This is a genomic window from Lachnospiraceae bacterium JLR.KK002 (assembly GCA_036941025.1).
Lineage (GTDB): Bacteria > Bacillota > Clostridia > Lachnospirales > Lachnospiraceae > Petralouisia.
Genome location: JAYMNP010000001.1, coordinates 920,377 through 945,555 on the forward strand (window position 1 = coordinate 920,377; position 25,179 = coordinate 945,555).

Annotated in this window: 30 protein-coding genes; 25 read left to right on the top strand and 5 right to left on the bottom strand. The window is 44.9% G+C overall.

Features of this window, described 5'->3' with window-relative positions:
• Positions 1-12: 12 nt before the first annotated feature.
• A complete protein-coding gene (gene tnpB / locus VSQ32_04340; protein MEH2942105.1) occupies positions 13-354 on the bottom strand; it encodes an IS66 family insertion sequence element accessory protein TnpB in 342 nt (113 codons plus the stop codon).
• The gene (locus VSQ32_04345; protein MEH2942106.1) at positions 348-746 is read right to left on the bottom strand and encodes a transposase; all 399 of its coding nucleotides are present in this window, start codon (positions 744-746) and stop codon (positions 348-350) included. The genes tnpB and VSQ32_04345 overlap by 7 nt, the downstream gene beginning before the upstream one ends.
• Positions 747-1,003: 257 nt before the next feature.
• Between VSQ32_04345 and VSQ32_04350 the strand changes: the two genes are divergently transcribed.
• The gene (locus tag VSQ32_04350; protein ID MEH2942107.1) at positions 1,004-1,213 is read left to right on the top strand and encodes a hypothetical protein; all 210 of its coding nucleotides are present in this window, start codon (positions 1,004-1,006) and stop codon (positions 1,211-1,213) included.
• A 70-nt stretch (positions 1,214-1,283) separates the two neighbouring features.
• Here the strand turns inward: VSQ32_04350 and VSQ32_04355 are convergent, their stop codons facing one another.
• On the bottom strand, positions 1,284-1,628 hold the full coding sequence (locus tag VSQ32_04355; GenBank protein ID MEH2942108.1) for a toxin-antitoxin system HicB family antitoxin: 345 nt from the start codon (positions 1,626-1,628) through the stop codon (positions 1,284-1,286).
• Between the two features lie 47 nt (positions 1,629-1,675).
• Positions 1,676-1,903, bottom strand: a complete 228-nt coding sequence (locus VSQ32_04360; GenBank protein MEH2942109.1) for a type II toxin-antitoxin system HicA family toxin — start codon at positions 1,901-1,903, stop codon at positions 1,676-1,678.
• Positions 1,904-2,115: 212 nt separating this feature from the next.
• Here VSQ32_04360 and VSQ32_04365 point away from each other — a divergent pair, with 212 nt between their 5' ends.
• The 21 genes from VSQ32_04365 to VSQ32_04465 all read left to right on the top strand — a co-directional run bounded on the left by VSQ32_04365 (position 2,116) and on the right by VSQ32_04465 (position 19,989).
• Complete coding sequence (locus VSQ32_04365; protein MEH2942110.1) at positions 2,116-2,793, top strand: recombinase family protein; 678 nt, start codon at positions 2,116-2,118, stop codon at positions 2,791-2,793.
• A 370-nt stretch (positions 2,794-3,163) separates the two neighbouring features.
• Entirely contained in the window at positions 3,164-4,009 is an 846-nt protein-coding gene (locus VSQ32_04370; protein ID MEH2942111.1) for a sigma-70 family RNA polymerase sigma factor, read from the top strand.
• Positions 4,010-4,334: 325 nt separating this feature from the next.
• Entirely contained in the window at positions 4,335-4,769 is a 435-nt protein-coding gene (locus VSQ32_04375; protein ID MEH2942112.1) for a hypothetical protein, read from the top strand.
• Positions 4,745-5,053, top strand: a complete 309-nt coding sequence (locus tag VSQ32_04380) for a hypothetical protein (protein MEH2942113.1) — start codon at positions 4,745-4,747, stop codon at positions 5,051-5,053. Before VSQ32_04375 ends, VSQ32_04380 begins: the two co-directional genes overlap by 25 nt.
• Positions 5,010-5,132 carry a hypothetical protein gene (locus tag VSQ32_04385; protein ID MEH2942114.1) on the top strand — a complete coding sequence of 41 codons (123 nt, stop codon included), beginning with the start codon at positions 5,010-5,012 and terminating at the stop codon, positions 5,130-5,132. The genes VSQ32_04380 and VSQ32_04385 overlap by 44 nt, the downstream gene beginning before the upstream one ends.
• A 67-nt stretch (positions 5,133-5,199) precedes the next feature.
• Positions 5,200-5,433 carry a hypothetical protein gene (locus VSQ32_04390; GenBank protein MEH2942115.1) on the top strand — a complete coding sequence of 78 codons (234 nt, stop codon included), beginning with the start codon at positions 5,200-5,202 and terminating at the stop codon, positions 5,431-5,433.
• Between the two features lie 279 nt (positions 5,434-5,712).
• Positions 5,713-6,327: a hypothetical protein gene (locus tag VSQ32_04395; GenBank protein MEH2942116.1), complete on the top strand. Its 615-nt coding sequence runs from the start codon at positions 5,713-5,715 to the stop codon at positions 6,325-6,327.
• 29 nt (positions 6,328-6,356) lie between these two features.
• Entirely contained in the window at positions 6,357-6,551 is a 195-nt protein-coding gene (locus tag VSQ32_04400; GenBank protein ID MEH2942117.1) for a hypothetical protein, read from the top strand.
• A gap of 178 nt (positions 6,552-6,729) precedes the next feature.
• On the top strand, positions 6,730-7,977 hold the full coding sequence (locus VSQ32_04405) for a 6-phosphofructokinase (GenBank protein ID MEH2942118.1): 1,248 nt from the start codon (positions 6,730-6,732) through the stop codon (positions 7,975-7,977).
• Positions 7,978-8,051: 74 nt separating this feature from the next.
• Positions 8,052-9,521 carry a tRNA (N6-isopentenyl adenosine(37)-C2)-methylthiotransferase MiaB gene (gene miaB / locus VSQ32_04410; GenBank protein MEH2942119.1) on the top strand — a complete coding sequence of 490 codons (1,470 nt, stop codon included), beginning with the start codon at positions 8,052-8,054 and terminating at the stop codon, positions 9,519-9,521.
• Positions 9,522-9,537: 16 nt separating this feature from the next.
• Positions 9,538-10,149 carry a Holliday junction branch migration protein RuvA gene (ruvA, locus tag VSQ32_04415; protein ID MEH2942120.1) on the top strand — a complete coding sequence of 204 codons (612 nt, stop codon included), beginning with the start codon at positions 9,538-9,540 and terminating at the stop codon, positions 10,147-10,149.
• A gap of 106 nt (positions 10,150-10,255) precedes the next feature.
• Positions 10,256-11,248: a Holliday junction branch migration DNA helicase RuvB gene (ruvB, locus tag VSQ32_04420; protein MEH2942121.1), complete on the top strand. Its 993-nt coding sequence runs from the start codon at positions 10,256-10,258 to the stop codon at positions 11,246-11,248.
• Positions 11,249-11,325: 77 nt separating this feature from the next.
• Positions 11,326-12,087 carry a cell division protein ZapA gene (gene zapA, locus VSQ32_04425; GenBank protein ID MEH2942122.1) on the top strand — a complete coding sequence of 254 codons (762 nt, stop codon included), beginning with the start codon at positions 11,326-11,328 and terminating at the stop codon, positions 12,085-12,087.
• A gap of 81 nt (positions 12,088-12,168) precedes the next feature.
• Positions 12,169-14,448: a U32 family peptidase gene (locus VSQ32_04430; GenBank protein ID MEH2942123.1), complete on the top strand. Its 2,280-nt coding sequence runs from the start codon at positions 12,169-12,171 to the stop codon at positions 14,446-14,448.
• Between the two features lie 3 nt (positions 14,449-14,451).
• Positions 14,452-15,951 carry an FtsW/RodA/SpoVE family cell cycle protein gene (locus tag VSQ32_04435; protein MEH2942124.1) on the top strand — a complete coding sequence of 500 codons (1,500 nt, stop codon included), beginning with the start codon at positions 14,452-14,454 and terminating at the stop codon, positions 15,949-15,951.
• Positions 15,908-17,365 carry a penicillin-binding transpeptidase domain-containing protein gene (locus tag VSQ32_04440; protein ID MEH2942125.1) on the top strand — a complete coding sequence of 486 codons (1,458 nt, stop codon included), beginning with the start codon at positions 15,908-15,910 and terminating at the stop codon, positions 17,363-17,365. Before VSQ32_04435 ends, VSQ32_04440 begins: the two co-directional genes overlap by 44 nt.
• A 101-nt stretch (positions 17,366-17,466) precedes the next feature.
• Complete coding sequence (locus VSQ32_04445; GenBank protein MEH2942126.1) at positions 17,467-17,919, top strand: NUDIX hydrolase; 453 nt, start codon at positions 17,467-17,469, stop codon at positions 17,917-17,919.
• A gap of 83 nt (positions 17,920-18,002) precedes the next feature.
• Positions 18,003-18,359 (top strand): hypothetical protein, encoded by a 357-nt coding sequence (locus VSQ32_04450; protein MEH2942127.1) that lies wholly within the window; start codon positions 18,003-18,005, stop codon positions 18,357-18,359.
• Positions 18,341-19,321: a hypothetical protein gene (locus VSQ32_04455; protein MEH2942128.1), complete on the top strand. Its 981-nt coding sequence runs from the start codon at positions 18,341-18,343 to the stop codon at positions 19,319-19,321. Before VSQ32_04450 ends, VSQ32_04455 begins: the two co-directional genes overlap by 19 nt.
• 15 nt (positions 19,322-19,336) lie before the next feature.
• Positions 19,337-19,774: a GerW family sporulation protein gene (locus VSQ32_04460; GenBank protein MEH2942129.1), complete on the top strand. Its 438-nt coding sequence runs from the start codon at positions 19,337-19,339 to the stop codon at positions 19,772-19,774.
• 20 nt (positions 19,775-19,794) lie between these two features.
• Positions 19,795-19,989 carry a hypothetical protein gene (locus VSQ32_04465; GenBank protein ID MEH2942130.1) on the top strand — a complete coding sequence of 65 codons (195 nt, stop codon included), beginning with the start codon at positions 19,795-19,797 and terminating at the stop codon, positions 19,987-19,989.
• Positions 19,990-20,271: 282 nt separating this feature from the next.
• On the opposite strand, the gene rpmB is transcribed toward VSQ32_04465, so the two are convergent.
• Positions 20,272-20,457 carry a 50S ribosomal protein L28 gene (rpmB, locus tag VSQ32_04470; GenBank protein ID MEH2942131.1) on the bottom strand — a complete coding sequence of 62 codons (186 nt, stop codon included), beginning with the start codon at positions 20,455-20,457 and terminating at the stop codon, positions 20,272-20,274.
• Between the two features lie 449 nt (positions 20,458-20,906).
• Between rpmB and VSQ32_04475 the strand changes: the two genes are divergently transcribed.
• The 3 genes from VSQ32_04475 to recG are packed head-to-tail and all read left to right on the top strand — an operon-like array spanning position 20,907 to position 25,137.
• The gene (locus VSQ32_04475; GenBank protein MEH2942132.1) at positions 20,907-21,263 is read left to right on the top strand and encodes an Asp23/Gls24 family envelope stress response protein; all 357 of its coding nucleotides are present in this window, start codon (positions 20,907-20,909) and stop codon (positions 21,261-21,263) included.
• A gap of 13 nt (positions 21,264-21,276) precedes the next feature.
• The gene (locus tag VSQ32_04480) at positions 21,277-22,980 is read left to right on the top strand and encodes a DAK2 domain-containing protein (GenBank protein ID MEH2942133.1); all 1,704 of its coding nucleotides are present in this window, start codon (positions 21,277-21,279) and stop codon (positions 22,978-22,980) included.
• An 18-nt stretch (positions 22,981-22,998) separates the two neighbouring features.
• A complete protein-coding gene (recG, locus tag VSQ32_04485; protein ID MEH2942134.1) occupies positions 22,999-25,137 on the top strand; it encodes an ATP-dependent DNA helicase RecG in 2,139 nt (712 codons plus the stop codon).
• The last annotated feature ends 42 nt before the right edge of the window (positions 25,138-25,179 follow it).

The following is a 25,179-nucleotide window of genomic DNA, read 5'->3' on the forward strand; positions in this document are numbered from 1 at the left end:
TCCAGAGGTGTTTCACTCTGTTTTGAGGGCTTTTGGCTGGTCAATATCAATCCCCGACATCAGCCAGTCAAACTCCCGCCAGGAAAGATTCCGGACTTCCGACTGTTTCCTGGGCCATTGATAACCTCCTGGAACAGACAGCCTTTTATAAATGAGGACGAAGCCATCCGGTTCATGGAATAAGGCTTTAATCCTGTCCCGCCTCCTTCCGCAGAACAGGAAAAGTGCGCTGGAGGCAGGATCCATCTTCAGCTGGTCTTCAATAATAGTGCAGAGACCATCAATCGATTTGCGCATGTCCGTATAGCCGCAGACAATGTAAATCTTCTCAAGCCCGGAGATATCGCCTAACATGAAGTCTCCCGGATGAGACGAAGTGTCCTGGTGAGCAGAACAGGATCGGCATCATTACAGATGCGGACAGTAACATCTTTCATGGTCACTTCAATCGTATGTGAATTATCAAGGTGCATTTGCTGTATCTGTGATGTGGTATACTGCTGCGGAACAATGTCAACAGGAACCACATCCTGTTTTGGAGATGGGTTCTCAAGATGACCATAGTTTGGTGCTGGAATCTGATCCGAAGCCGCTTTTCGACAACGGCTTACCCAGTTATAAAAGGTGCTTACTGCAATGCCGTTTTCACGGCACCAGTCAGCATCTGTCATGCCGCTTTGGCGGCATTCATTAATAAGCCGGATCTGTTCCGCCATCGGAACACGGGCTTTGCGAGTAGCTGACATAGCTTATCCTCCATAATTGTAGTGAAATAGTCTAAATATCTTTCGCCTACAATTATAGAGGGAATTAGCGGATTAGAAAATCCGCAGGAATATTTGGCGCTTACGGTAGTCACATTATAGATAAGGACACACTTATAAATAATCTGCTTGCGAATTATGGCAAATATGGCGTTACCAGAGCAGAATTAGAGCCGATTATAGATGATGGCATACAGAACTATGATTTGTCATTAGAAGCTATCTACAGCGGTTTGAGAATGAGCCTTGCATCCGCATTTAATGAGCATGAGTATTTCTCTTTAGATGATGTGATGGCGATAACCGGGGAGAGCCGGGAAGAACTTTTACAGAGGATAGAGCAATGCAGACAGGAATTGATAGAAGTCGGAGAAAACCCGGACGATTATTTCAAGCCTGTAGAGCCACAGAGGGCAGCAGTTTATTACTTTCCTAACGGTTTACATTAACGGAAATTATTTAAAAGGATATAAGCAAAGGCAGGGCGTTGATGATTCCCTGCCTTGTGCGTATCATATATTAAAGCGCCAACTTGTATAATGCTAACTGATTAAGGCTTACCCCCTCTTTTTCTGCTTCAATGGCTAATCTTTGATGCAAAGATTTTGGAAGCCTTACAACAAACTTACCGCTGTAATTGTTTGGCGCTTCTGGAATCGGTATAGAGAGATTATTTTCTATTTTTGTTTCAATATATCCTTCCATTGCTTCATTAAGGCTTTCATATAATTCTTCAAGCGTATCACTGGTACTTTGGCATCCGTCAAGTTCCAAAATTCTGCCATAAAAATAATGTCCACTTTCATCGTTCATTTCCTGTACTAATCTTGTATAAGGCAATTTCATATAATCTTTAATTTCCATGTTTTCCTGCTCCTTTCCTCTTGTTATGCTATGCCGGGATAAGGGGATTATTCCCCTATCCTATTCAGCACATCTACGACATAAGCTTTTTTTAATGGATTTTCTTGTTTTATTGTTATCAAATCTCCTGTTTCTTTATTCAGATAATGCTTATGACTTCCTTTTTGCCTTGCCGGAAGATAGCCATATGCTGCTAAAACTTTGTCTATTTCTTCTGGTCGCATTCCATTTGGCTGTTGCTTCATTTTTTCAATTAGCTTTTTTACGTTTGGCACTGTGATTATCTCCTTTCTTACACTATAGTATCATATATAGTACTATATGTCAATGCCGAAATTAGGTATTGTCTCTATGCCTGTTGAGTATTAAAAGTAATGTATATAAAAATAGTATCAAAAGTTATTGACAACAACAATAATAAGAAGTAAAATAGAAGTATCAAAACAGACGAACGATAGAAGTGATACTGAAAGAGAGGGCATTGATTATGTGTGTGTATGGATATTGCCGGATAAGTACAAAACAGCAGAGTATTGACAGGCAGATTAGAAATATTAAGGGCAGTTATGATAAGGCTGTGATAATACAGGAAGTATATACAGGAACAAAGCAGGACAGACCAGAATGGAATAAGTTGTATAAGAAAGCCAAAGCAGGAGATACTATTATCTTTGATAGTGTATCACGAATGAGCAGGAATGCGGATGAGGGTTTTTGTCTGTATGAGGAATTATATAATAAGGGCATAGAGCTTGTATTTCTGAAAGAGCCGCATATCAACACAAGCACATATAAGAAAGCATTAGAAAGCAATATATCAATGACCGGAACAAATGTTGACTTTATCTTAGAGGGCGTGAATAAGTACTTTATGTCGCTTGCAAAGGAACAGATAAGACTTGCTTTTGAGCAGTCGGAGAAAGAAGTACAGGACTTGCACCAGAAGACAAAAGAGGGTATAGAAACAGCGAGATTAAACGGTAAGCAGATCGGACAGAAGCAGGGAGCAAAGCTGACAACAAAGAAATCTATTGAAGCAAAGAAGCAGATACAGAAACACAGCAAGGATTTTAATGGTGCATTGTCAGATGCGGATTGCATGAAGCTGATAGGGCTTGCAAGAAATACATTCTATAAATATAAAAGAGAATTGAAAGCAGAATAAGGATTGTTTAGGCAGGGTTCATAATGGACTGCTGCCTTTTGTTTTTACACAAAATATCATGCGGTGGGGGTTTTATAGGGAAACGTCGCATAGTGGTAGTAAGCGTGTCAAATTACCGAGCATTTTCAAAAAGGCTTAGTCCTGCTGCCATTCTGAAATATTTTTAAAATATGCAAAAAGGCGGTTTTGTGATAAAATAAAAGAGAAGTCGTTGCTTTTGTGGGCTGACTTCTCTTTATATCCTGCATCTACTCAAATTATAGCAAAGGGGTAGATGCATTACAATGACGAATGAGCAAATTGTTTCTGAAATTAGGAACGGTTATTCTGTAACGGATTATATGCAATTACTGTATAAAGCAATCTGCCATTGATTAAGAAATTCATAAAACCATATGCCGCCTATGAGCCTATGGAGGACTTAGTGCAGGAATCCTATTTTGGATTGTGGGAAGCGGTACAGCATTATGAAACGTCTGCAAATGTGCGGTTTATGACTTATGCGGAATACTGGATAAAACAGTCAGTACAGCGGTATCTTGAAAAATGCGGCTCTACGGTGCGAATACCGAGCCACACAAGGCAGAAAATAGCATGTTACAAGAAAACCGTACAGGAGTTAGAACAGGAATTAGGCAGAATGCCGACAGACAATGAAATAGCTGATAAAATGCGTGTACCTGTAGGACTGCTGCCGGAATTGAAAATACAGATGCAAGGGGTAGCCAGTTTAGATACCCCTTTAGCAGACGATAACAGTTTGACACTTTCCGATACCATACAAGCCGATTTTAGCCTTGAAGATGAAACAATAGACAAAATGTATGCCGAACATTCTAAAAGCCAATTATGGGGCATTGTTGAGCGCTATACAAGCGATAGAGAGAATAGCATAATAAAAGAGATATTCATAAATAATCGGACAATGGCAGCAGTAGCCAGGGAGCAGGGCATAACTATAGAGCGAGTAAGACAGACAAAAGAAAAAGGACTGCGGCGGTTACGGACAGGCAAGGCAAAGCGTGAATTATTGGAAAAATTTGATATTGTGGAAGCTGGGGCATACAGAAACAGTATGAATAAATTCAATGAGCATGGGTTTACTTCTACGGTGGAGTATATCGCTTTACGCAGGGCAGAATTACAGGCAGAATATGAAAAGCATAAAAGACAGGTAGAAATTATGCTTGAGCAGAGAAAAAGAAAGTGTTTGTAAATGTTCAAAAATAGATAAAAATTTAGGCGCGTTACACACAAGTAGCACACAAATAGCCATTAAAATCCTATAAAATCAAGGCTGGCTGTTTTGATTGAGGAAGCAGCTAAGGCCGGGAAGTTCTAAATATATCCTGGAAATAAAAATGCCGAAAGGATGGAAAGTACCGCAATCTTGAGGGTTGCGGTACTTTTTTGAAAGAAATATAAAAAACAGGGATTTGTCCTGGAATGCCCTGAGATGTGGAAAAATTTATTCCATAGGTAACGGGTAGGTAACAAGTAGGTAACAAGGCGCAGGTAACAAAATGGAAGGAGAACGTAAGTTGAAAAAATTATTAATAAGAATTGCTACATTGTCCTGTATAATAGTAATTTGTTTCAGCAGTGTAGCAGGTTGTTCTAAGAAAAATGAGGAGGAATCAGAGAACATACTTTCAAATAAATATTATATGGGGGTCGTTGATTTTTCAGTGCAGGTAATAAAGTTTAATGATGACTATGTTGTTGAGTGGATAGATTGTGGATTTGGAAGAAGTGAAGATAAAAGAACGAAATATTATGGAACGTATGAAATTGATGGAAGAGGCTTAAAAATTACTTTATCAGGACAATCATCTGGAGATATTTCATCAGCTATTGGAATAACCGTAGAATCTGTTCTGCCAATGGAGGACTTCCTCCGATGGTTGTCTTTAATAGTTATAGTGTTGAGGAATCGCAGGAAACTACAGATATGGATGGGCTGCTTGCAGAGTTAAATTCCAATCAGCGAGATAGATGGCTGGAATGGGAGATACGCCCACAGGAAAGCCCATATCCGCAGTTGGTCAAAATGGTTCATTTGAGTCAGTGTTCCATTACAGTATCTCCAGATTCTTTTGTATATGATGGCATTGAAAAATATCCAGATGTGAAAGTTACTTATGGCGATAAAGAGCTTGTACAAAGTGGCATAAGGCGCAAAGCCCTTCAAAATCAATGCCACATCAAAGAGCAAGATGACTTTTACAAGTTCAAAGCCAAAGATTGCCGCAGTGGATAAGAATACAGGCAGGGTAACAATCAAAAACACTGGAGTTGCAGCCATAACCATCAAGGCAGGAAAGCATCTAAGAAAGTAACCGTCAGGGTAAGCCCCAGGAAGCCATCCGTAAAATCAGCTAACACAATGAAAGGCAAAAATTAACCGTGAGGTGGGCAAAGGATAAGATGGCGTCAGGGTATCAGGTTCAGGTAAGCACAGATAAGAAATTTAAGAAGAATGTGAAATCCAGGAGCCTGTCAAAGACCTCTTACACGTTCACAAAGCTGGAAACAGGCAAGAAGTGTTATGTAAGGATGCGCAGTTACAGGAAATCTGGCAAAGAAACCTTGTACAGCGCATGGAGCAAGGTAAAAGTGAGCGGCAGGATTAAGAAGTAAATCCCGATGTACCAGTTGGTAACTGTTGTTCCATCCCCTTTCTACGGGGTATCCTGATTTTTTGAAGGTGACCGTCCGGTTTGGAATGCTGGGCGGTTATTTTCGCCATATTTTTGGCGAAACGGTATCATTCCATTTCAGGCATGGCAGACTATGTACGTGCCTGGTTTGCAGAAATATATGGGGTATCTGGATTTTCAGGGAAAATCTTTGAGCATCCGCTTTTTGTATGCTATATTATAAACAGAACCGGAATTTGCATGGAAATGGGGTCAGGAGATGGCGGGGAATAAGCCAAAGCGAAAAATCCGTGACAGTGTGTTTACAAATTTATTTCAGGATAAAAAGTATCTGCTTCAGCTATATCAGGCACTTCACCCGGAGGATAAGGATACAACGGAAGATGGGGTAGCGGATGTCACTATAAAGCATGTGTTGGTTGACTCAGATTATAATGATTTGGGGTTTTCTGTAGGCAGACATTTAGTGGTATTGGTGGAAAGCCAGACAACGTTCACATACAATATTATCATCCGTGCGCTGATGTATCTGGCACAGACTTACCACGAGTATTTTAGCCGCACGAAACAGAATCGGTATGGGAGTAAAAAATTAATAGCGCCGAAGCCGGAGCTATATATGATATTCACAGGTGAAAGAAAAAACATCCCAGACATAATATCCCTCAGGGAAGATTTTTTTGGCGGGGAGAAGATAGCCTTTGACGTGGAAGTGAAGGTCTTATACCAGGAAAATGAGAAAGATATTATCGGGCAGTATATTATTTTCTGCAAGGTGTACAGCGAACAAAGAAAAATTCATGGCAATACAGAGCTGGCGGTGACGGGACCATCCGTATCTGCAAAGACAGGAATGTATTACGTGAGTATCTGATTAGCAAGGAACAGGAGGTTGTGGATATTATGATGACATTGTTTGATGATGAACAGATTATGGAAGCATATGAGCAGGATATTAGAAATAGTGAGGCAAGGGAAACAGCCGAAAGATTGATTAAAAAGGGTAAAATGTCCTTAGAAGAAATTGCTGATTGTGTTCCTGCATTATCTCTTGATGAATTAAGAGAGATAGAAGCAGCAGTGATGCAGTTGTCATAAGCAAACAGTTTTAGATTAGTAAAAAGGCGTATGGGGTATCAGACCATGCGCTTTTCTATATAAATATTCATGCATTTCTCCTGAAATTCCCCAAATAAAACTTGTACAGGCTCTGATTATTTGGTATAATATAATCTATGAGTTTGCGAAAAGCACAAATAAACGCGGAGGTGTTAGTATGAAAAAAAATGTTATCGTGGGACAGTCAGGCGGTCCTACTGCGGCTATTAATTCAAGTCTTGCAGGGGTATACAGAACAGCAAAGGATCGCGGAGCGAAGAAAGTATATGGAATGCTGCACGGAATTCAGGGGCTTCTTCAGGAACGTTATATAGATCTTTCCGAGCATATCACGAATGAGCTGGATGCGGAACTTTTGAAGCGCACACCGGCTGCATATCTGGGTTCCTGCCGTTATAAGCTGCCGGAAATCCATGAAGATATGGGTGTTTATGAGAAAATTTTTGAGATTTTAAATAAACTTGACATAGAGGCATTTATTTATATCGGCGGAAATGATTCCATGGATACCATTAAGAAATTGTCTGACTATGCCATTATCACCGGACAGACCGTGCGGTTTATCGGATGTCCCAAGACCATTGACAACGATCTGGCGCTGACAGACCATACGCCCGGTTACGGAAGTGCTGCCAAATATATCGGTACCTCGGTAAAAGAGATTATCTGCGACAGCTTCTGTCTGGAATACAACAAGGGACTGGTTACCATTATTGAGATTATGGGACGGAATGCCGGATGGCTGACAGGAGCGGCAGCTCTGGCAAAAGGAGAGGACAGTACCGGTCCGGATCTGATTTATCTTCCGGAACTGCAGTTTGATCTGGAGAAGTTTATTGCCAAAATCCGTAAGCTGCTGGAAAAGAAATCCTCTGTTGTAGTTGCAGTTTCCGAAGGAATCAAGGTTGCAGACGGGAAATATGTATGTGAGCTTGGGAACAGCGTTGATTTTGTGGATGCTTTCGGCCACAAACAGCTTTCCGGAACAGCAGCATACCTGGCAAATTTTGTGGCAGGCGAGATTGGCTGCAAGACCCGCGCCATCGAACTGAGTACTCTGCAGCGTTCCGCTTCCCATTCTGCTTCCCGTGTGGATATTCTGGAAGCATACCAGGTAGGCGGTGCCGCTGTAAAAGCAGCGGATGAGGGAGATACAGGCAAAATGGTAGTGCTGGAACGTATTTCAGATGATCCCTATCAGAGTACCACAGCCGTAAAAGATGTGCATAAGATTGCAAATGATGAGAAACTGGTGCCCAGAAACTGGGTGACAAAAGACGGCACTTATGTGACGGATGAATTTGTAACTTATGTAAAGCCGCTGATACAGGGCGACGTATCACCGGTTATGGTAGACGGAATACCGCGTCACCTGTATAAACCGGGATTTCAGGAACAGCTGTAAGGTGTGAGAATTTAACCCCCGAAGTATTTGCGGTACATTCGGGGGTTTTCTTTTATGATACAGGGAGAAAGAATATGTATAACAACACAGACCTGGATAAAATAAGTTTAGATATGGCACCGCCCGCAGAAGAACCGGACAGGCAGTACTATTTCATGGCAAAATGCCGCCGCAGTCTCCGGGAACTGGAGGAACAGGCAGGACGTTCCTTTACGTTTTTCGTTCAGACATTCGGCTGTCAGATGAATGCCAGGGATTCCGAAAAACTGGCAGGTATTCTGGAAACTGTGGGGTATAAGCGAACAGACAGTGAGGAAGCGGATCTGGTGCTTTATAACACCTGTACGGTACGGGAAAATGCCAATAACAAGGTATGGGGACGTCTGGGCTATCTGAACGGTTCCCGCAAACACAATCCCCATAAAAAAATTGTTCTCTGCGGCTGTATGATGCAGGAGCCGGAAGTAATTGAAAAATTAAAAAAAAGTTATTCCTTTGTGAATCTGGTTTTTGGTACCCACAATATTTATAAATTTGCGGAATTGCTGGCTGCTTCCTTTGAGCAGCCGGGAATGCTGGTTGATATCTGGAAAGATACGGACAAAATTGTGGAAGATTTGCCGGCAGAGAGAAAATACTTTTTTAAATCAGGAATTAATATCATGTTCGGATGTAACAATTTCTGCAGCTATTGTATTGTGCCTTATGTCCGCGGCCGGGAACGGAGCCGAAAACCGGAAGATATTCTCCGGGAAATCGAGCAGCTTGCAGAAGACGGAGTGGTGGAAGTAATGCTGCTGGGACAGAATGTGAATTCTTATGGAAAGAACTTAAAGGAACCTGTAAGTTTTGCAGAATTATTAAAAAAAATAGAGAAAATCGAAAAAATTAAACGTATCCGGTTCATGACTTCCCACCCGAAAGACCTGTCGGATGAACTGATTGAAGTGATGGGGAACTCGAAAAAGATTTGCAGACACCTTCATCTTCCCCTCCAGTCCGGAAGCAGCCGGATTTTGAAGGAAATGAACCGCCATTATGATAAAGAGCAGTATCTTGCACTGGTGGAAAAACTTCGCAGGGCAGTGCCGGGGCTTGCCCTTACCACAGACATTATTGTGGGATTTCCGGGAGAGACGGAAGAAGATTTCCGGGAAACCATGGATGTGGTGCGTAAGGTGGGATATGAAAGTGCCTTTACCTTTATTTATTCCAGGCGGACCGGGACTCCGGCGGCGTCCATGGAACAGCAGGTACTGGAAAATGTGGTAAAGGACAGGTTTGACCGGCTGCTGAAAGAAGTGCAGGAAAATGCTGCCCGAAAGGCAGGGGCCCTTACCGGAGCCACAGAACCTGTTCTGGTAGAAGAGGTGAATGAGCAGGATAAAACCCTGGTAACCGGAAGACTCAGCAATAATTTTGTGGTACATTTCCCTGGAACCAGTGAACTGGTTGGAAAAATCGTAAACGTGAAGTTAAAGGAATGTAAGGGATTTTATTTTTACGGTGAAATGGCGGAATCCTTTTTGGACCGTACAATCTGAATGAGGAGTAAACATCATGTATTCTTATCTGAAAGGTGAACTGGTTGAGATTCTGGATGATATGATTGTAGTGGAAGTGAATGATATCGGTTACGAGGTTCATATTCCTGCCAGTATGACAGACCATTTTACCGGAACCGGCCAGACAGTTAAAGTTTATACTTACCTTCATGTAAAAGAAGAAGTAATGGAGCTGTACGGGTTTCTCACCAGAGATGACCGGAACATTTTCCGGCTGCTGCTGGGAGTCAGCGGAATAGGCCCCAAAGGCGCACTGGCGGTGTTGTCGGTAATGACGCCGGACGATTTGCGTTTTGCGGTGCTGGGAGAGGATGCAAAAGCTATTGCAAAAGCTCCGGGAATCGGCAGCAAGACAGCGCAGAGAGTGATTCTTGAGTTAAAGGACAGGTTAAAGTTAGAAGATGTCCTGGAGCTGAAAACCGCCCATGTGGCAGCAGAACAGGCAGAATCCCTTTCCGGAATAAAGAGCGAAGCTGTTCAGGCACTGACTGCCCTGGGGTATTCCTCTTCAGAAGCCTTAAAGTCGGTAAACAGCGTGGAATTTACCCCGGATATTACCGTAGAAGAGGTGCTGAAGGCAGCTTTAAAGCAGATGGCATTGCTGTAGCAGTTTGCCGGGAAATTCTGCTGCATGGTGACAGTAACGATGGTACCATGCCTGATGAATGGACGACGGAACATAATGACAGTTAGATAAGAAAGGAATATCTTTCATGGAAAAACGTGTGATTTCCACTCAGATTCAGGAAGAAGACCTGAAAATAGAGACCAGTCTGCGGCCCCGGCGGCTGGAGGAATATATTGGACAGGAAAAAGCGAAGAAAACGCTGAAAATTTATATTGAAGCGGCCAGAGGACGGAAAGAGTCTCTGGACCATGTGCTCTTTTACGGGCCTCCCGGACTGGGCAAAACCACCCTGGCCGGAATTATTGCAAATGAGATGGGAGTACATATGAAAATCACCTCCGGACCGGCCATAGGAAAGCCCGGAGAAATGGCGGCCATTTTAAGCGGGCTGCAGGAAGGGGACATTCTGTTTGTGGATGAAATCCATCGCCTGAACCGTCAGGTGGAAGAAGTGCTTTATCCTGCCATGGAAGATTATGTAATTGATATTATGATTGGAAAAGGAGCCGGCGCCCGTTCCATCCGCCTGGATCTGCCCCACTTCACCCTGGTGGGCGCAACCACACGGGCGGGTCTCCTTTCCGCACCTCTGAGAGACCGTTTCGGCGTGATACATCATCTGGAATTTTATAATCCGGAGGAATTAAAGACGATTGTTCTGCATTCTGCCCGGAAGCTGGAAGTGGAAATTGACGAAGAAGGAGCGTTTGAGCTGGCAAGGCGCTCCAGAGGCACACCAAGACTGGCTAACCGCCTGCTGAAACGGGTGCGTGACTTTGCTCAGGTGAAATACGACGGGAAAATCACCAGGGAAGTGGCAGTATTTGCACTGGATTTACTGGAAGTGGATAAATTTGGTCTGGACCAGAACGACCGGAATATTTTAATGACCATGATAGAAAAATTTCAGGGAGGCCCGGTAGGGCTTGATACCCTGGCAGCGGCTCTGGGGGAAGATTCCGGAACCATCGAAGATGTATACGAACCTTATCTGGTAAAAAACGGCTTTATCAACCGTACGCCCAAAGGACGAATGGTGACGGATTTTGCCTACGGGCACTTTGGAATTGCAAAATAATGTTGTTTTTCTTTGGAAATCAGGTATAATGAAAAAGAACCGGGAAGATATTTGGGTTGTGAGGAAAGGATGAATGTATGTCAGCAAAAACAAGTGCCGATGTTTTAATTGGAGGAAAAATTTATACGTTAAGCGGTTACGAGAGCGAAGATTATTTGCAGAAAGTGGCAAATTATATTAATAATAAAATAAATGAATTTGACGAGATGGAACAGTTCCGGCGTTTTCCGGTGGAAACCAAATCCACACTGGTACAGCTGAATATTGCAGATGATTATTTTAAGGCCAGAGAACAGGCAGAGAAGCTGGACCGGGACGTAAGAGAGAAGGAAAAGGAACTGTATGAGTTAAAACATGAATTGATTTCTCTGAGAATTAAGGCAGAGAGCAGTGAAAAGGCAACTGCAGAACTGGAAAAGGAAAACCGGAAGCTCCTTTTGAACAAGGCAAAACTGGAATCCGCTCTGGAAGATGCCCTTCTTGGCAAAGTAAAGGGACAGGCTCCTCCGGAGCCGAAAGCAGGCGCAGGAGAAAGTGAAAGGCAGAAGAAAGGAGCCGGCGAAGGAGATACGGCGGGACAGAAAAAATCATCCAACGGAGGAGACGCGGGCGGACAGAAAAAATCATTCAACGGAGGAGACGCGGGCGGACAGAAAAAAGTATCCGGCAGAGGAGACGCAGGCGGACAGAAAAAAATATCCGGCGGAGAGGACGCAGGCGGACAGAAGAAAGTGCCGGAACCCGTACATAAAGACAGAAAGAAGCCTCAGGGAGAGGAGAAACTGCCGGATGAACCAAAGGAGAAGGAAGAGAGAGAACATGGGAATTATTCCGGCTGAAAAAAGGTGGCTCAGGACAGATAAGGTCGTTTGAGTCACTTTTTATGCACAGGGGTGCGTAAGGAAATTATGGAGAAAAATATGATGAACAGAACCGGAAAAAAGACGGAACTTTTATCCCCGGCAGGTTCTTTTGATATATTAAAGGCAGTGGCCCTGGCAGGAGCAGATGCAGTATATGCGGCGGGGCAGCGGTTTGGAGCCAGAGCCTATGCGGATAATCTTACGGAAAAAGAACTGCTGGAAGGACTGGACTACCTTCACCTTAAGGGAAAACGCCTGTATCTTACGGTAAACACCCTGTTAAAACACAGGGAACTGGAAAAACTGTACGAGTATCTCTGTCCCCTTTATGAATCGGGCCTGGACGGAGTAATTGTACAGGATATGGGCGTACTGCATTTTGTACGGGAGCATTTTCCGGAACTTCCCATTCATGCCAGTACCCAGATGAACATTACGGGAGCTTACGGGGCGAAACTGCTGCTGGAAGCAGGATGCAGCCGGATTGTCACTGCCAGGGAACTGTCTCTGGAAGAAATTTCCAATATATATAAAACTACCGGAGCAGAGATTGAGAGCTTTGTCCATGGAGCTCTCTGTTACAGCTATTCCGGACAATGTCTGCTGAGCAGCATGATTGGCGGGAGAAGCGGGAACCGGGGCAGATGCGCCCAGCCCTGCCGTCTGCCCTGGGAACTCTGTAACAGCAGGGGAGAGTCCTTGTACGGAAGTCCCGGAGGAAGTAAAAGAGAGTCTGCCAGAAAGCAGAAAGGGACTTACCTGCTCAGTCCCAGAGATTTATGTGCCATTGAACTGATTCCCAGGCTGATTCAGAGCGGAGTATATTCCTTTAAAATCGAAGGGCGGATGAAGCAGGCGGAGTATGCTGCAGGCGTTACTGCAATGTATCGGAAGTACATTGACCTTTATGAGGAACATCCGGAAGAACCATATAAAGTGTCCGGGGAGGACAAAACAATTTTGCGGAATCTCGGCAGCCGCTGCGGCTTTACGGACGGATATTATACCAGACATAACGGGAAAAGCATGATAACATTTTCAAAACCTTCCCATGAAAAGCATGCGATGCGGCTGCCGGAACCTGCGCAGCAGGAGCATAAAGAAAAAATAAAGGGAATCTTAAGAGTTTCAGCAGGAAATCCCCTTTATCTTGTGCTAGAATATAAAGATATACGGACAGAAGTGACGGGGGAACAGGTGCAGCCAGCCCAAAACCAGCCCCTGACTCAGGAAACGGTGCTGGATAAAATGAAAAGGACCGGAAATACACCTTTTGTATTTGAAGAACTTCAGGTGGAGCTGGAAGGACAGGCTTTTGTTTCCGCAGGCGCTTTTAACCGGATTCGCCGGGAAGGGCTGTCAAAACTTCAGGAAGAAATTCTGAGAAAATACCGAAGGACTGTCCGGAAACCGGAACAGGCAGAACCTGCGGCTTCCCGGAAAATCACATCGGAACAGACAGAGGCATCTTCTTCTGTACCGGAATTATTGGAGAAGGCGCAGCATCAGATTCCGGAAATCCGCGTACTGACAGAAACACCGGAACAGTTTCAGGCTGCACTGGAACAGCCGGAAGTATCCCGGATTTATCCGGATTTTGTAACAGGTTTCGGGAATCAGTTTGCAGAGCAGCTGTCCGTTTTGTCGGGACAGGCCCATGAAGCAGGAAAAGAATGCTGGCCTGCGCTGCCTTATATTTTCCGTATGGAAACGGCCCGGCAGTTTGAAAGATGCTGGCCGGAGATTGAAACAGCAGGCCCGGACGGGTATCTGGTAAGAAATTATGAGGAGATTCAATTTCTGAAAGAGCGAGGCGTGAGTCCGGAACGAATGCAGGGAGATTACAGCCTGTATGTATTTTCCGGAGAAGCCTTACAGGAATTTTCCGAACTTCATCTGTCTCAGTTTACCCTTCCGGCAGAACTGAATGTTCAGGAGTTAAAGGAGCATGACTGCAGAACCGGGGAGATGATTCTCTATGGGTATCAGCCTCTGATGGTGAGCAGCCAGTGTGTACATAAGAATACGGCCGGATGCAGCCGGAAAGAAACTCTCTCTTATCTGAAAGACCGGTATGGAAAGCTGTTTCCGGTGAAAAACCGCTGCCAGGACTGTTACAACGTGATTTACAACATCAGTCCGCTGTCCCTGTTCCATCATATGGGGGAAATATCTTCCCTGCGGCCGGCAGGACTCCGGCTTTCCTTTACCATGGAGAACCGGAAAGAGACGGAAGATATTTTTGTTCTCCTGCGGCAGGCATGTTCCGGAAATTCAGGCAGGCAGCTTTGTCCGGAAAATTATACAAACGGTCATTTTAAGCGAGGAGTCGAATAGTTTATGGTGCATTTAATTACGGAATTATCCAGGTATACCATGATCATATTGTTTGCGCTGTACACCTGGCAGTGTTTTTCCGCGTTAAAGCGGAATGTGGATGCGGAGGAGCAGAGCTGGAAGTTCCGCAAACAGGTTGTTTACATGTATCTGTTTCATCTGAATGCCTATGCGGTTCTGTTTTTGTCCACAGAAAACCGGGATTTGCTGAAATTCTATCTGGAACAGGTGGTATTTTTTGCAGCGGTGCAGATTTGCTATGGTATTTTTTATAAACGGGTTTCCAGACTTGTGGTCAATAACATGTGTATGCTGATGTGCATTGGATTTGTAATTCTGACCCGGCTGTCTTATAAGCACGCGGTCAAGCAGTTTACCATCGCTGTGATTTCCATGGCTGTTACCATGCTGATTCCATATTTTATCAGCCGCTGGAAATTTGTCCGAAGCCTGACCTGGATGTATGCTTTGGCAGGTATTACCATGCTGGGCGTGGTGGCCGTACTGGGAGCGGTTTCCAAAGGGGCAAAACTGTCGTTCTCTGTGGCGGGCATTACGGTACAGCCCTCAGAATTTATTAAAATTATATTTGTTTTTTTTGTAGCGTCCATGTTCTATGAGTCTACGGAGTTCTCGCAGGTGGTAAAGGCCACGGTGGTGGCGGCGCTGCATGTGGTGATTCTGGTTCTGTCCAGAGATTTGGGAGCCGGACTGATTTTCTTTATTGCCTATATGGTCATGCTGTATGTGGCCACCAGGAAGCTGTATTATTTTGCCGGCGGGCTGGTCTGCGGTGCGGCGGCTTCTGTGGCGGCTTACTTCCTCTTTAATCATGTGAGGGTCCGGGTGGTGGCCTGGCAGGATCCCCTGGCGGTCTTTGAGAGAGAAGGGAATCAGATATCCAATTCCCTGTTTGCCATCGGAACAGGGGGATGGTTTGGCATGGGACTGAACCAGGGAATGCCTTACAAAATACCGGAAGTAAAACAGGATTTTATTTTTTCGGCTATTGCGGAAGAACTGGGAGGAATTTTTGCCATCTGCCTGATTCTGGTCTGCGTGAGCTGCTTTCTGATGTTTTTGAATATTGCCATGCAGATAAAAGATTTCTTCTATAAACTGGTGGCGCTGGGACTGGGAACTATTTACGGGTTTCAGATTTTCCTTTCCATAGGCGGGGATATCAAATTTATTCCATCTACCGGAGTGACTCTTCCGCTGGTCAGTTATGGAGGCAGTTCCCTGCTTAGTACGCTGATGATTTTTGCCATTATCCAGGGACTGTATCTCATGCGGGAACGAGACCAGGCGGAAGGAGAGATTTCCCAGGAGACACCAGGCCGGAAGCCGGGAAAGAAGGAGCGTCAGCCCGGACAGGAGACAAAGACGGAAGAAATCGGGAAAGAAAAGAAAAAACAGGGGAAGAAACGGCCCGGCAGGAAAGGAGGAATTTCATCCCATGAAGAAACCATCCACGGAACGAAAATCCAGGACTTCGACTAATCGGGAAAAAAACAGAGAATTTGCCATTATTACCTATCTGTTTGTGGGAATGTTTATGATGATGATGGGGTATTTCGTCTGGTTTCAGGTATTCAGAAGCGAGGATTTCATCAACAGCCCTTATAATGCCAGGCAGAATACTTTTTCCGAACATGTGGTGCGGGGCGAAATCCTCTCGGCAGACGGAAAAGTACTGGCACAGACCCTGGTGGGAGAGGACGGCAGCGAAACCAGGCAGTATCCCTATGGCAGTATGTTTGCCCATGCGGTAGGGTATGACAGCAATGGAAAATCCGGAATTGAATCCTTTGGTAATTTCAGCCTGCTCCGCTCCCATGCATTTGCTCTGGAACAGGTGGTTAACGGCATTCAGAATCAGAAAAATCCAGGGGATAATATCGTTACCACCCTGGATTACGGTCTGCAGGAGACGGCATATCAGGCGCTGGGAAGCAATCGCGGAGCCATTGTGGTGCTGGAGCCTGCCACAGGGAAAATCCTTGCCATGGTTTCCAGACCGGATTTTGACCCCAATACCATAGAAGCGGAATGGGACAGCATTATTGCCGATACGGAGGACGACAATTCCGTGCTGGTGAACCGGGTGACCCAGGGACTGTATCCTCCCGGCTCCACCTTTAAAATTCTCACCACACTGGAATATCTTCGGGAACATGAGAATTATCAGGATTATTCCTATGAGTGTACCGGAAGTATTTCCATGGAAAATACGGAAATTCACTGTTATAATCATGCGGTGCACGGGACGGAGAATCTGGAAACCTCCTTTGCAAAATCCTGTAATACCTCTTATGCCAATATCGGGCTGGGACTGGATAAAAAGGCATTTCAGCAGCTTTGTGACAGTATGCTGTTCCAGAAAAACCTGCCCATATCCTATCCCTTTAATAAGAGCAGTTTTGTACTGAAAGAGGATTCCAGTACAGACGAAGTGACCCAGACTGCCATTGGACAGGGCAAAACTCTGGTCACTCCCATACATATGGCCATGATTACTTCTGCCATCGCCAATCAGGGTATTCTGATGCGGCCTTATGTGATTGACCGGACAGAAAATTATAAGGGAATTACGGTAAAGGAATATAAGCCTTCCCGGTATGGCGCTCTGATATCGGAGGAAGAAGCGGCAAAGCTGCAGGAATTCATGGCGCTGGTGGTTCAGGAGGGAACCGGTTCCAAATTAAGCGGCCAGAGTTATCAGGCAGCCGGAAAAACAGGTTCTGCCGAGTTCAGCAGCAATAAATCCGAGAGCCATGCCTGGTTTACCGGATATGCTTCCGCAGAGGGAAAAGAGACCATTGCGGTTACGGTAATAGTGGAAAAAGGCGGCGCCGGAAGCAGCACAGCAGTTCCCATTGCAAAACAGGTGTTTGACCGGTATTTCAGCCGGTAATAACAGCTATCCCCATGGAATAGCAGAAAAATCTTGCAAGATACTGGAAAAAGGGGTATACTAATTGCAAAGTTCTATAAACCACATCAGGAGGTATTGCAATGATTGAAGCAACGAGTTGTGGTGGTGTGGTAATATTTCGCGGAAAGATTCTGCTTTTGTATAAAAATTACAGGAACAAATATGAAGGATGGGTACTTCCAAAGGGAACTGTAGAGCCAGGAGAAGAATACCGGGAGACGGCGGCCAGAGAGGTGCTGGAAGAAACCGGAGTGGACGCCTCCATTATTAAATATGTGGGAAAGAGCCAGTATACGTTTACGGTTCCGGACGACACGGTGGAAAAGGATGTCCACTGGTACCTTATGATGGCAGACAGTTATTACAGCAAACCACAACGGGAAGAATATTTTGTTGATTCAGGATACTACAAATTTCACGAGGCCTACCATCTGCTTCGTTTTGCCAATGAGAAGCAGATACTGGAAAAAGCATATAATGAATATCTGGATTTGAAAAAAAGTAATCTTTGGGGCAACAGAAAATATTTCTAGCACATCCGCTACGACGATGTGCCAGACGGTTACACACAGGAAAAGGTGCTCATGAAACGGGGCGCCTTTTTTAGGAGAGATTAATGACTTGGTATAAGGAATATTATGCGGGAGAAAGCATCGCAGGGAAAAAGGAAAGAATAAAATGGAAAATCCTCCACCATGCAGGACAGATTGGGATTTATGTGATTGCGGTCAGCAGCAGTCCGGGGAACCTGCTGGATATTATTCCTTCCTGGGAGCTGATGCAGAAGTATTATCCCAAATCCGAGCTTCTGATTGTGGGAGTGGATAAGGGATATGAAAATGCCATGGAACTGGCAGGAATGATTGTGATGGACGTATACCAGAAGACCGGAGATTTCAGAGTAAGAGAATACTTTCTGGAAAAACACAGAGAGCAGCTCAGGAAGGGGCATAAATGGAAATCCTGTTCCTGATTTTGAAAGCGCTGGGTATTCTGTTGGCTGTCCTGCTGTTGCTGGTTATTGTATTCCTGTCGGTTCCGGTCCGGTATGGTTTCAATATAAAAGCACAGGACGAAGTGGAAGGCAAAGCGGTGATTCACTGGCTGTTTCATCTGGTGGATGTGCGGATTTTTTACAGACAGAAAGATGTTTCTTTCCGGCTGCGTATTCTGGGAATTCCCATTCCGCTTAATAAGGAAAAGCCGGAAAAGGATAAAAAGGAAAAGCCGGATAAGGGGAAAGAGAAAAAAGCAGAAAAATCCTCCGGAAAACAGGCAGAAGAAAACCTTTCTGAAGAAAAAGAAACGCTTTTTCTTCCGGAAGAAGCAGAGAAGGATACCCGGAATTCCGTTCAGACGGAGGTGGAAGAACCTTTATCAGATACGGACATGCTTCCGTCAGAGGAAGAGGACAGGGAGCAAAAGGGAAAGAAAGAGAAGCGCAGAAAGCACCGGGGCAGAAAACAAAGTTCCCGCAGCGGAAAAAAATCAGGACGTTCTGGCGGAAAGGACGGATTTCAGGGTCTGGGACAGCGGGCGCAGGATATCAGAACCGGTACTGCCACTGTGAAAGAGCAGATTGAAAACATAAAAAACATGATTTTGGAAGAAACTAATCAAAATGCCCTTCGGGTGCTGCTGGGTGAGGTTCGGTATCTGCTGCGCCATTATTCCCCGAAAAAGGTATATGGAACCGTGAGGTTTGCAATGAAAAAACCGGATCAGACAGGAAAAGTGCTGGGAGCCATAAGCCTTTTTCCAGGCTGGAGCCGATATCGAATCGTAGTGATGCCGGACTTTGCGGCGGAAGATTTTTACCTGAAAGGAAATATCAGCGTCAAAGGCCATATCCGGATATTGCATGTACCTCTTTCCGGATTCCGGCTGATTACAAATAAAAATATACGACAACTAATAAAAAATATAAGAAAATAACAGGAGGTTTATGCCATGCAGGAAAATAATTTTAACACAACCGTACAGTCTTTATTTAAGGGAATGGACAGTTTCATTACCACAAAGACGGTAGTAGGAGAAGCGGTGCACATCGGAGATACCATTATTCTCCCGCTGATAGAGGTTTCCTTTGGAGTAGGCGCAGGCGCATTCTGCCATGATAAGAAGAATAATGCGGCCGGAGGACTGGGCGGGAGAATTACCCCAAGCGCCGTGCTGGTAATCCAGAACGGTGTTACCAAACTGGTGAATGTTAAGAATCAGGACAGCATTACCAAGATTCTGGATATGGTACCGGAACTGGTAAATAAATTTACCGAAAAGAACGCTGCAAAGAAGAAATCCAAAGCAGAAGAAGAAGCCAGAGAAGCAGCGGCTCAGGAACTGGCGGAACAGTTAAATATTCCGAAGGATGAGAAAACAGAGGAATAAAGGTGTAAGGTTCACCGGAATTGTTTCAGAACAGAGAGCATATATTAGAAGTAATATATGCTCTTTTCGGTGATGGCATGAAACGTCTGATTGGTTTTATTCTGTTCTGGATAGCGGTGGGAATGGCAATTATGATTTTTCTGCCAAATGAAGTGCTTGGAATACTGATTATTCTGGTATTGCTGCTGCTTGGGTATAATCTTTTCTGCTGTTAGGAAAACCCTCCTGCACGCGTGCGTATCTGATTTTTATTCTACACGAAAGATTCTTTCACGCATTAGCGCGACAAGGTCTGTCCTGATAGAAGAACAAAGTGGGCTTGCGCATTTTGGCGCGCCGAGCATGGTCGCTTCAGCGGCATTATTCCATTCATGCGAGTGCGCATCGTAATTTTTATTCTACAGGAAAGACACTTTCACGCATTAGCGTGACAAGTCTTTCCTGTAGAATAAAAAAAAGAATCCTGCAGGCAAGATTCTTTCTAAAGGCAAGAACAACTAAGCTCTTTCAACTTTTCCGCTTCTTAAGCAAGAAGTACAAACATACATCTTCTTAGAAGCTCCGTTTACTTTACATCTTACGGATTTGATATTGGATTTCCACATTCTGTTGGATCTTCTATGAGAATGGCTGACATTCTTTCCGAAATGTGCAGCTTTTCCACAAACACTACATTTTGCCATAATTGCACCTCCCTGCGATTTATTAAGCCATATCCTGTATGAACTCACAACAAAGTCATTCTAACAGAAACATGGACAGAATGCAAGGGAAAAATGAATTTTTTATAAAAAGAGAAAATATTGTTTCATTTTCCGGCAAAAACGGTTATAATATAAACCATAAAAAACTGTGGAACAGTTTTTTATGGTTTAACGAGGAAAAATACAGAGTATTTTTTCGAGTCTGAGATGGAAAGACGGAGGAACAGTTTTTTATGGTTTAACGAGGAAAAATACAGAGTATTTTTTCGAGTCTGAGATGGAAAGACGGAGGAACAGTTTTTTATGGTTTAACGAGGAAAAATACAGAGTATTTTTTCGAGTCTGAGACGGAAAGACGGAGGAACAGTTTTTTATGGTTTAACGAGGAAAAGTATTTCCGGTTACTCAATTATGTTGGAGGTTATGTTATGAAAGGACAAGTGGACACACAATACGGAAAAGTGTTAATTGATACAGATGTAATCGCAATTTACGCAGGTTCTGTGGCAGTGGAATGTTTTGGAATTGTAGGCATGGCTGCTGTGAATATGAAGGATGGTCTGGTGAGGCTCCTGAAAAAGGATTACCTGAATCATGGAATAAATGTTACGTTGAAGGACAACAGGATTACCCTGGATTTTCATGTGATTGTTTCTTATGGAGTAAGTATTTCTACTGTTTCTGATAATCTGATCAGTACGGTGAAGTATCGGGTAGAAGAGTTTACCGGTATGGAAATCGAGAAAATCAACATCTTCGTGGAAGGTGTCAGAGTGATTGATTAAGGAGGAAAGAGAAGTGGCGATAACTACAGTAGATGCACCGTTACTTGCAAAAATGTTTTTGGCCGGAGCCAAAAATCTGGAAGCGAAAAAAGAATGGATTAATGAACTGAATGTGTTTCCCGTTCCGGACGGAGATACGGGAACCAATATGACCATGACGATTATGTCAGCGGCGGCGGAAGTGAGCAATCTGGGAGAATCACCGGATATGGCTTCTCTGGCAAAAGCAATTTCTTCCGGTTCTTTACGGGGAGCAAGAGGTAATTCCGGCGTCATCTTATCTCAGCTGTTCCGTGGATTTACCAAAGGAATCAGCAAATATGAAGTGATTGACGTGGTGATTTTGTGCGACGCTCTGCAGAAAGCAGTGGAGACAGCCTACAAGGCAGTTATGAAGCCCAAGGAAGGTACCATTCTTACGGTGGCCAAAGGAGGCGCAGACAGAGCGCTGGAGCTGATTGGAGAAACCGATGATCTTGCAGTATTTATGGATGAAGTAATCAAACATGCGGATTATGTGCTGAGCCAGACTCCGGAAATGCTTCCGGTTCTGAAACAGGCGGGAGTGGTGGATTCCGGCGGACAGGGGCTGGTTACCGTATTAAAAGGCGCTTACGACGCCCTGATGGGAAAAGAAATTGACTATACAATCGAAGCCTCCTCCACAGGAAGCGGCGTGGTAAAAATTTCTCAGCAGACAGAGCAGGATATTAAATTTGGTTATTGTACGGAATTTATCATTGTACTGAACCGGCCGATGGAAGAAAAGGATGAGATGGATTTCAAGGCATATCTGGAATCTATCGGCGATTCTATTGTGGTGGTTGCAGATGATGAAATTACAAAGGTCCATGTACATACCAATGATCCCGGACTTGCTATTCAGCGGGCATTGGAATATGGCTCTTTGAGTAAGATGAAGATTGATAATATGCGGGAAGAGCATCAGGAGAAACTGATTAAGGATGCGGAAAAAGCCGCAGCAGAGCAGAAAAAAGCAGACGAGAAGAAGCGTTCGGAAAAAGACGCCCTTGCAGAGGCACAGAAAGCGCCAAAAAAGGATATGGGCTTTATTTCCGTATCCATCGGTGAGGGAATCAATGAGATTTTCAAGGGGCTGGGGGTAGATTATATTATTGCCGGCGGCCAGACCATGAATCCCAGTACGGAAGATATGCTTAACGCCATCGAGGATGTGAATGCGGATAATATTTTCATCCTGCCGAACAATAAAAATATAATCCTTGCGGCAAATCAGGCTGCTTCTCTCATTGAAGAAAAAAATATATTTGTAATTCCCACCAAAACAGTACCTCAGGGGATTACAGCCCTGATTAACTTTATGCCGGACAGCAGCCCGGAAGAAAATGCGGCACGGATGACAGAAGAACTGTCCAGTGTGAAAACCGGGCAGGTGACCTATGCGGTGCGCGATACGCTGATTGAAGACAAATCCATCAGACAGGGAGATTATATGGGCATGGGCGACAGCTCCATTCTCTCTGTGGGGAAAGATATGGATGCGGTTATCCGGGAACTGGTGGCTCAGCTTGTGGATGAAGAGTCTGCCATTATCAGTATCTATTACGGAGAGGAAATTAAGGAAGAAACCGCTCAGCAGTTAGGCAGCGAACTGGAAGAAACATATCCGGACTGTGAAGTGGAGGTGCACTTCGGCGGACAGCCTATCTACTATTATGTGATTTCCGTAGAATAACAGCAAAGGAGCAATCCCATGGAGAAAACATCCGGTATCGGCACGCTGAAAGGGATTGGCGCGAAAACAGAACAGTTATTTCATAATCTGGGAGTATACACCGTTGGTGATATACTCCTTCATTATCCCAGGGATTATGAAAAACTGCCGCCCATCACCCCTCTGTCAGAACTGCCGGAGCTTGTAAAAGAAACTGAGATAACAGCCGCAGTTGCGGCGCGCATTGAGAAAAGCCCTGTGGTGCGGGCAGCCCGCAGCATGCAGGTGACTTCCCTGGTTTTACAGGAGAAGGACGTGAAAGCCGACCTGGTATGGTTCCGTATGCCATATCTGAAAAATACCCTGAAACCGGGAAGCTGGTTTGTATTTCTGGGCAAAATTGTCAGGAAAGGAAAACAGTTTCATATGGAGCAGCCTCAGGTATTTTTGCCGGAGAAATACGAATCCATGCAGGAATGCCTCTGGCCCTGTTATCCCCTGACGGCGGGACTTGGCAAAAACAAACTTTCCCAGACCATCCGCAAGGCTCTGGAGGAGCTGGATTTGTCGGTGGATTATCTGCCGGAAGATATCAGAATGCGGCGTCAGCTGGCAGAATATAATTTTGCCCTGGAAAATATTCATTTTCCGGAAAGCGAGGAAGCTCTGGAGCAGGCAAGAAAGCGGCTGATTTTTGACGAATTTTTCCAGTTTATTCTTTCTGCGGGGCTGCAGAAAGAGCAGATGGAGGAAGTGCTGAATGAATTTTCCTTTCTTCCGCTGGAATATCCGGAGACGGACACAGATTCGGAGAATCCGGCATCGGAGCTGTTGCCGGAAAACCGGAAGCTCTGGGCGGATGCTGTAATGGAACAGCTTCCCTACCGTCTGACAGAAGCACAGAAACGCACCCTGCTGGAAATCCGGCAGGATTTACGGGGCAGGAAGGTTATGCAGCGGCTGGTGCAGGGGGATGTTGGCTCCGGGAAAACCATCATTGCCTTTCTGGCCATGCTGGATGCGGCTCAGGCAGGTTACCAGTCTGCCCTGATGGCTCCCACAGAAGTGCTGGCCATGCAGCATTATCAGACCTTTACGGATCTTTGTGAACAGCACGGACTGCGGATTCCGGTGATTCTTCTGACGGGCTCTCTGACGAAAAAGGAGAAGCAGCACGCTTATGAAAGGATGCAGCTGTATGCCAATGCCATGATTATCGGGACCCACGCGCTGATACAGGAGCAGGCACTTTACGACAATCTGGCCCTGGTCATCACAGACGAACAACATCGGTTTGGAGTAAAGCAACGGGAAACATTGTTTCTTAAAGGTTCACAGCCTCATGTGCTGGTGATGAGCGCGACGCCTATTCCCAGAACCCTTGCCATTATTCTGTACGGAGATCTGGATATTTCCGTGATTGATGAAGTACCGGCCAGGAGGCTTCCGGTAAAAAGCTGCGTAGTGGGAAAAACTTCCCGAAAAACCTCTTATGATTTTCTGAAAAAAGAGATTGCCATGGGACATCAGGCTTATGTAATCTGCCCCCTGGTGGAAGAAAGCGAGGGCCTGGAGGCGGAAAATGTGACAGATTACGCCAGAATTCTGCAGGATGAACTTCCCCCGGAGATTGTGGTGGAATCTCTGCATGGAAAAATGAAATCCGGCAGAAAGAATCTGATTATGGAGCAGTTTGCCCGGAATGAAATCCAGGTGCTGGTATCCACCACGGTGATTGAGGTGGGGGTTAATGTGCCCAATGCCACGGTAATGATGATAGAAGACGCCCAGCGGTTTGGTCTGGCCCAGCTTCATCAGCTCCGGGGCCGGGTGGGCAGGGGAGAGGCCCAGTCCTATTGTATCATGATTAACACCACCGACTCCGATAAGGCAAAAAAGCGTCTGGAAATCCTGAATAAATCCAACGATGGCTTCCTTATTGCAGGAGAAGATCTGAAACTGCGGGGGCCGGGGGATTTTTTCGGAATCCGTCAGAGCGGACTGCTGGAATTTCGTCTGGGTGATATTTATCAGAACGCCGATTTGTTAAAGCAGGCCTCGGAGGAGGCGAATCTGCTGCTGTCAGAAGACCGGCAGCTTACTCAGCCGGACCATGAGAGAATACGGGAGCAGATACAGGGGTATCTGAACCGGCAGGCTGAAACAGTGAATCTGTGAACAAAGCTGACAGGGCCAAAAAACAGGCGCCAGAATATTCTG

Excerpts from the sequence above, each read along its gene's own strand:
- VSQ32_04435 (MEH2942124.1), top strand. The coding sequence starts at position 14,452 with ATGGTGCATTTAATTACGGAATTATCCAGGTATACCATGATCATATTG.
- recG (MEH2942134.1), top strand. The coding sequence starts at position 22,999 with ATGGAGAAAACATCCGGTATCGGCACGCTGAAAGGGATTGGCGCGAAA.
- VSQ32_04405 (MEH2942118.1), top strand. The coding sequence starts at position 6,730 with ATGAAAAAAAATGTTATCGTGGGACAGTCAGGCGGTCCTACTGCGGCT.
- VSQ32_04400 (MEH2942117.1), top strand. The coding sequence starts at position 6,357 with ATGATGACATTGTTTGATGATGAACAGATTATGGAAGCATATGAGCAG.
- VSQ32_04355 (MEH2942108.1), bottom strand. The coding sequence starts at position 1,628 with ATGGAAATTAAAGATTATATGAAATTGCCTTATACAAGATTAGTACAG.
- ruvB (MEH2942121.1), top strand. The coding sequence starts at position 10,256 with ATGGAAAAACGTGTGATTTCCACTCAGATTCAGGAAGAAGACCTGAAA.
- miaB (MEH2942119.1), top strand. The coding sequence starts at position 8,052 with ATGTATAACAACACAGACCTGGATAAAATAAGTTTAGATATGGCACCG.
- VSQ32_04475 (MEH2942132.1), top strand. The coding sequence starts at position 20,907 with ATGAAAGGACAAGTGGACACACAATACGGAAAAGTGTTAATTGATACA.
- VSQ32_04445 (MEH2942126.1), top strand. The coding sequence starts at position 17,467 with ATGATTGAAGCAACGAGTTGTGGTGGTGTGGTAATATTTCGCGGAAAG.
- VSQ32_04440 (MEH2942125.1), top strand. The coding sequence starts at position 15,908 with ATGAAGAAACCATCCACGGAACGAAAATCCAGGACTTCGACTAATCGG.
- VSQ32_04395 (MEH2942116.1), top strand. The coding sequence starts at position 5,713 with ATGGCGGGGAATAAGCCAAAGCGAAAAATCCGTGACAGTGTGTTTACA.
- VSQ32_04345 (MEH2942106.1), bottom strand. The coding sequence starts at position 746 with ATGTCAGCTACTCGCAAAGCCCGTGTTCCGATGGCGGAACAGATCCGG.
- tnpB (MEH2942105.1), bottom strand. The coding sequence starts at position 354 with ATGTTAGGCGATATCTCCGGGCTTGAGAAGATTTACATTGTCTGCGGC.
- VSQ32_04455 (MEH2942128.1), top strand. The coding sequence starts at position 18,341 with ATGGAAATCCTGTTCCTGATTTTGAAAGCGCTGGGTATTCTGTTGGCT.
- rpmB (MEH2942131.1), bottom strand. The coding sequence starts at position 20,457 with ATGGCAAAATGTAGTGTTTGTGGAAAAGCTGCACATTTCGGAAAGAAT.
- VSQ32_04365 (MEH2942110.1), top strand. The coding sequence starts at position 2,116 with ATGTGTGTGTATGGATATTGCCGGATAAGTACAAAACAGCAGAGTATT.
- VSQ32_04430 (MEH2942123.1), top strand. The coding sequence starts at position 12,169 with ATGATGAACAGAACCGGAAAAAAGACGGAACTTTTATCCCCGGCAGGT.
- VSQ32_04380 (MEH2942113.1), top strand. The coding sequence starts at position 4,745 with ATGGATGGGCTGCTTGCAGAGTTAAATTCCAATCAGCGAGATAGATGG.
- VSQ32_04450 (MEH2942127.1), top strand. The coding sequence starts at position 18,003 with ATGACTTGGTATAAGGAATATTATGCGGGAGAAAGCATCGCAGGGAAA.
- zapA (MEH2942122.1), top strand. The coding sequence starts at position 11,326 with ATGTCAGCAAAAACAAGTGCCGATGTTTTAATTGGAGGAAAAATTTAT.
- VSQ32_04460 (MEH2942129.1), top strand. The coding sequence starts at position 19,337 with ATGCAGGAAAATAATTTTAACACAACCGTACAGTCTTTATTTAAGGGA.
- VSQ32_04350 (MEH2942107.1), top strand. The coding sequence starts at position 1,004 with ATGAGCCTTGCATCCGCATTTAATGAGCATGAGTATTTCTCTTTAGAT.
- VSQ32_04385 (MEH2942114.1), top strand. The coding sequence starts at position 5,010 with ATGACTTTTACAAGTTCAAAGCCAAAGATTGCCGCAGTGGATAAGAAT.
- ruvA (MEH2942120.1), top strand. The coding sequence starts at position 9,538 with ATGTATTCTTATCTGAAAGGTGAACTGGTTGAGATTCTGGATGATATG.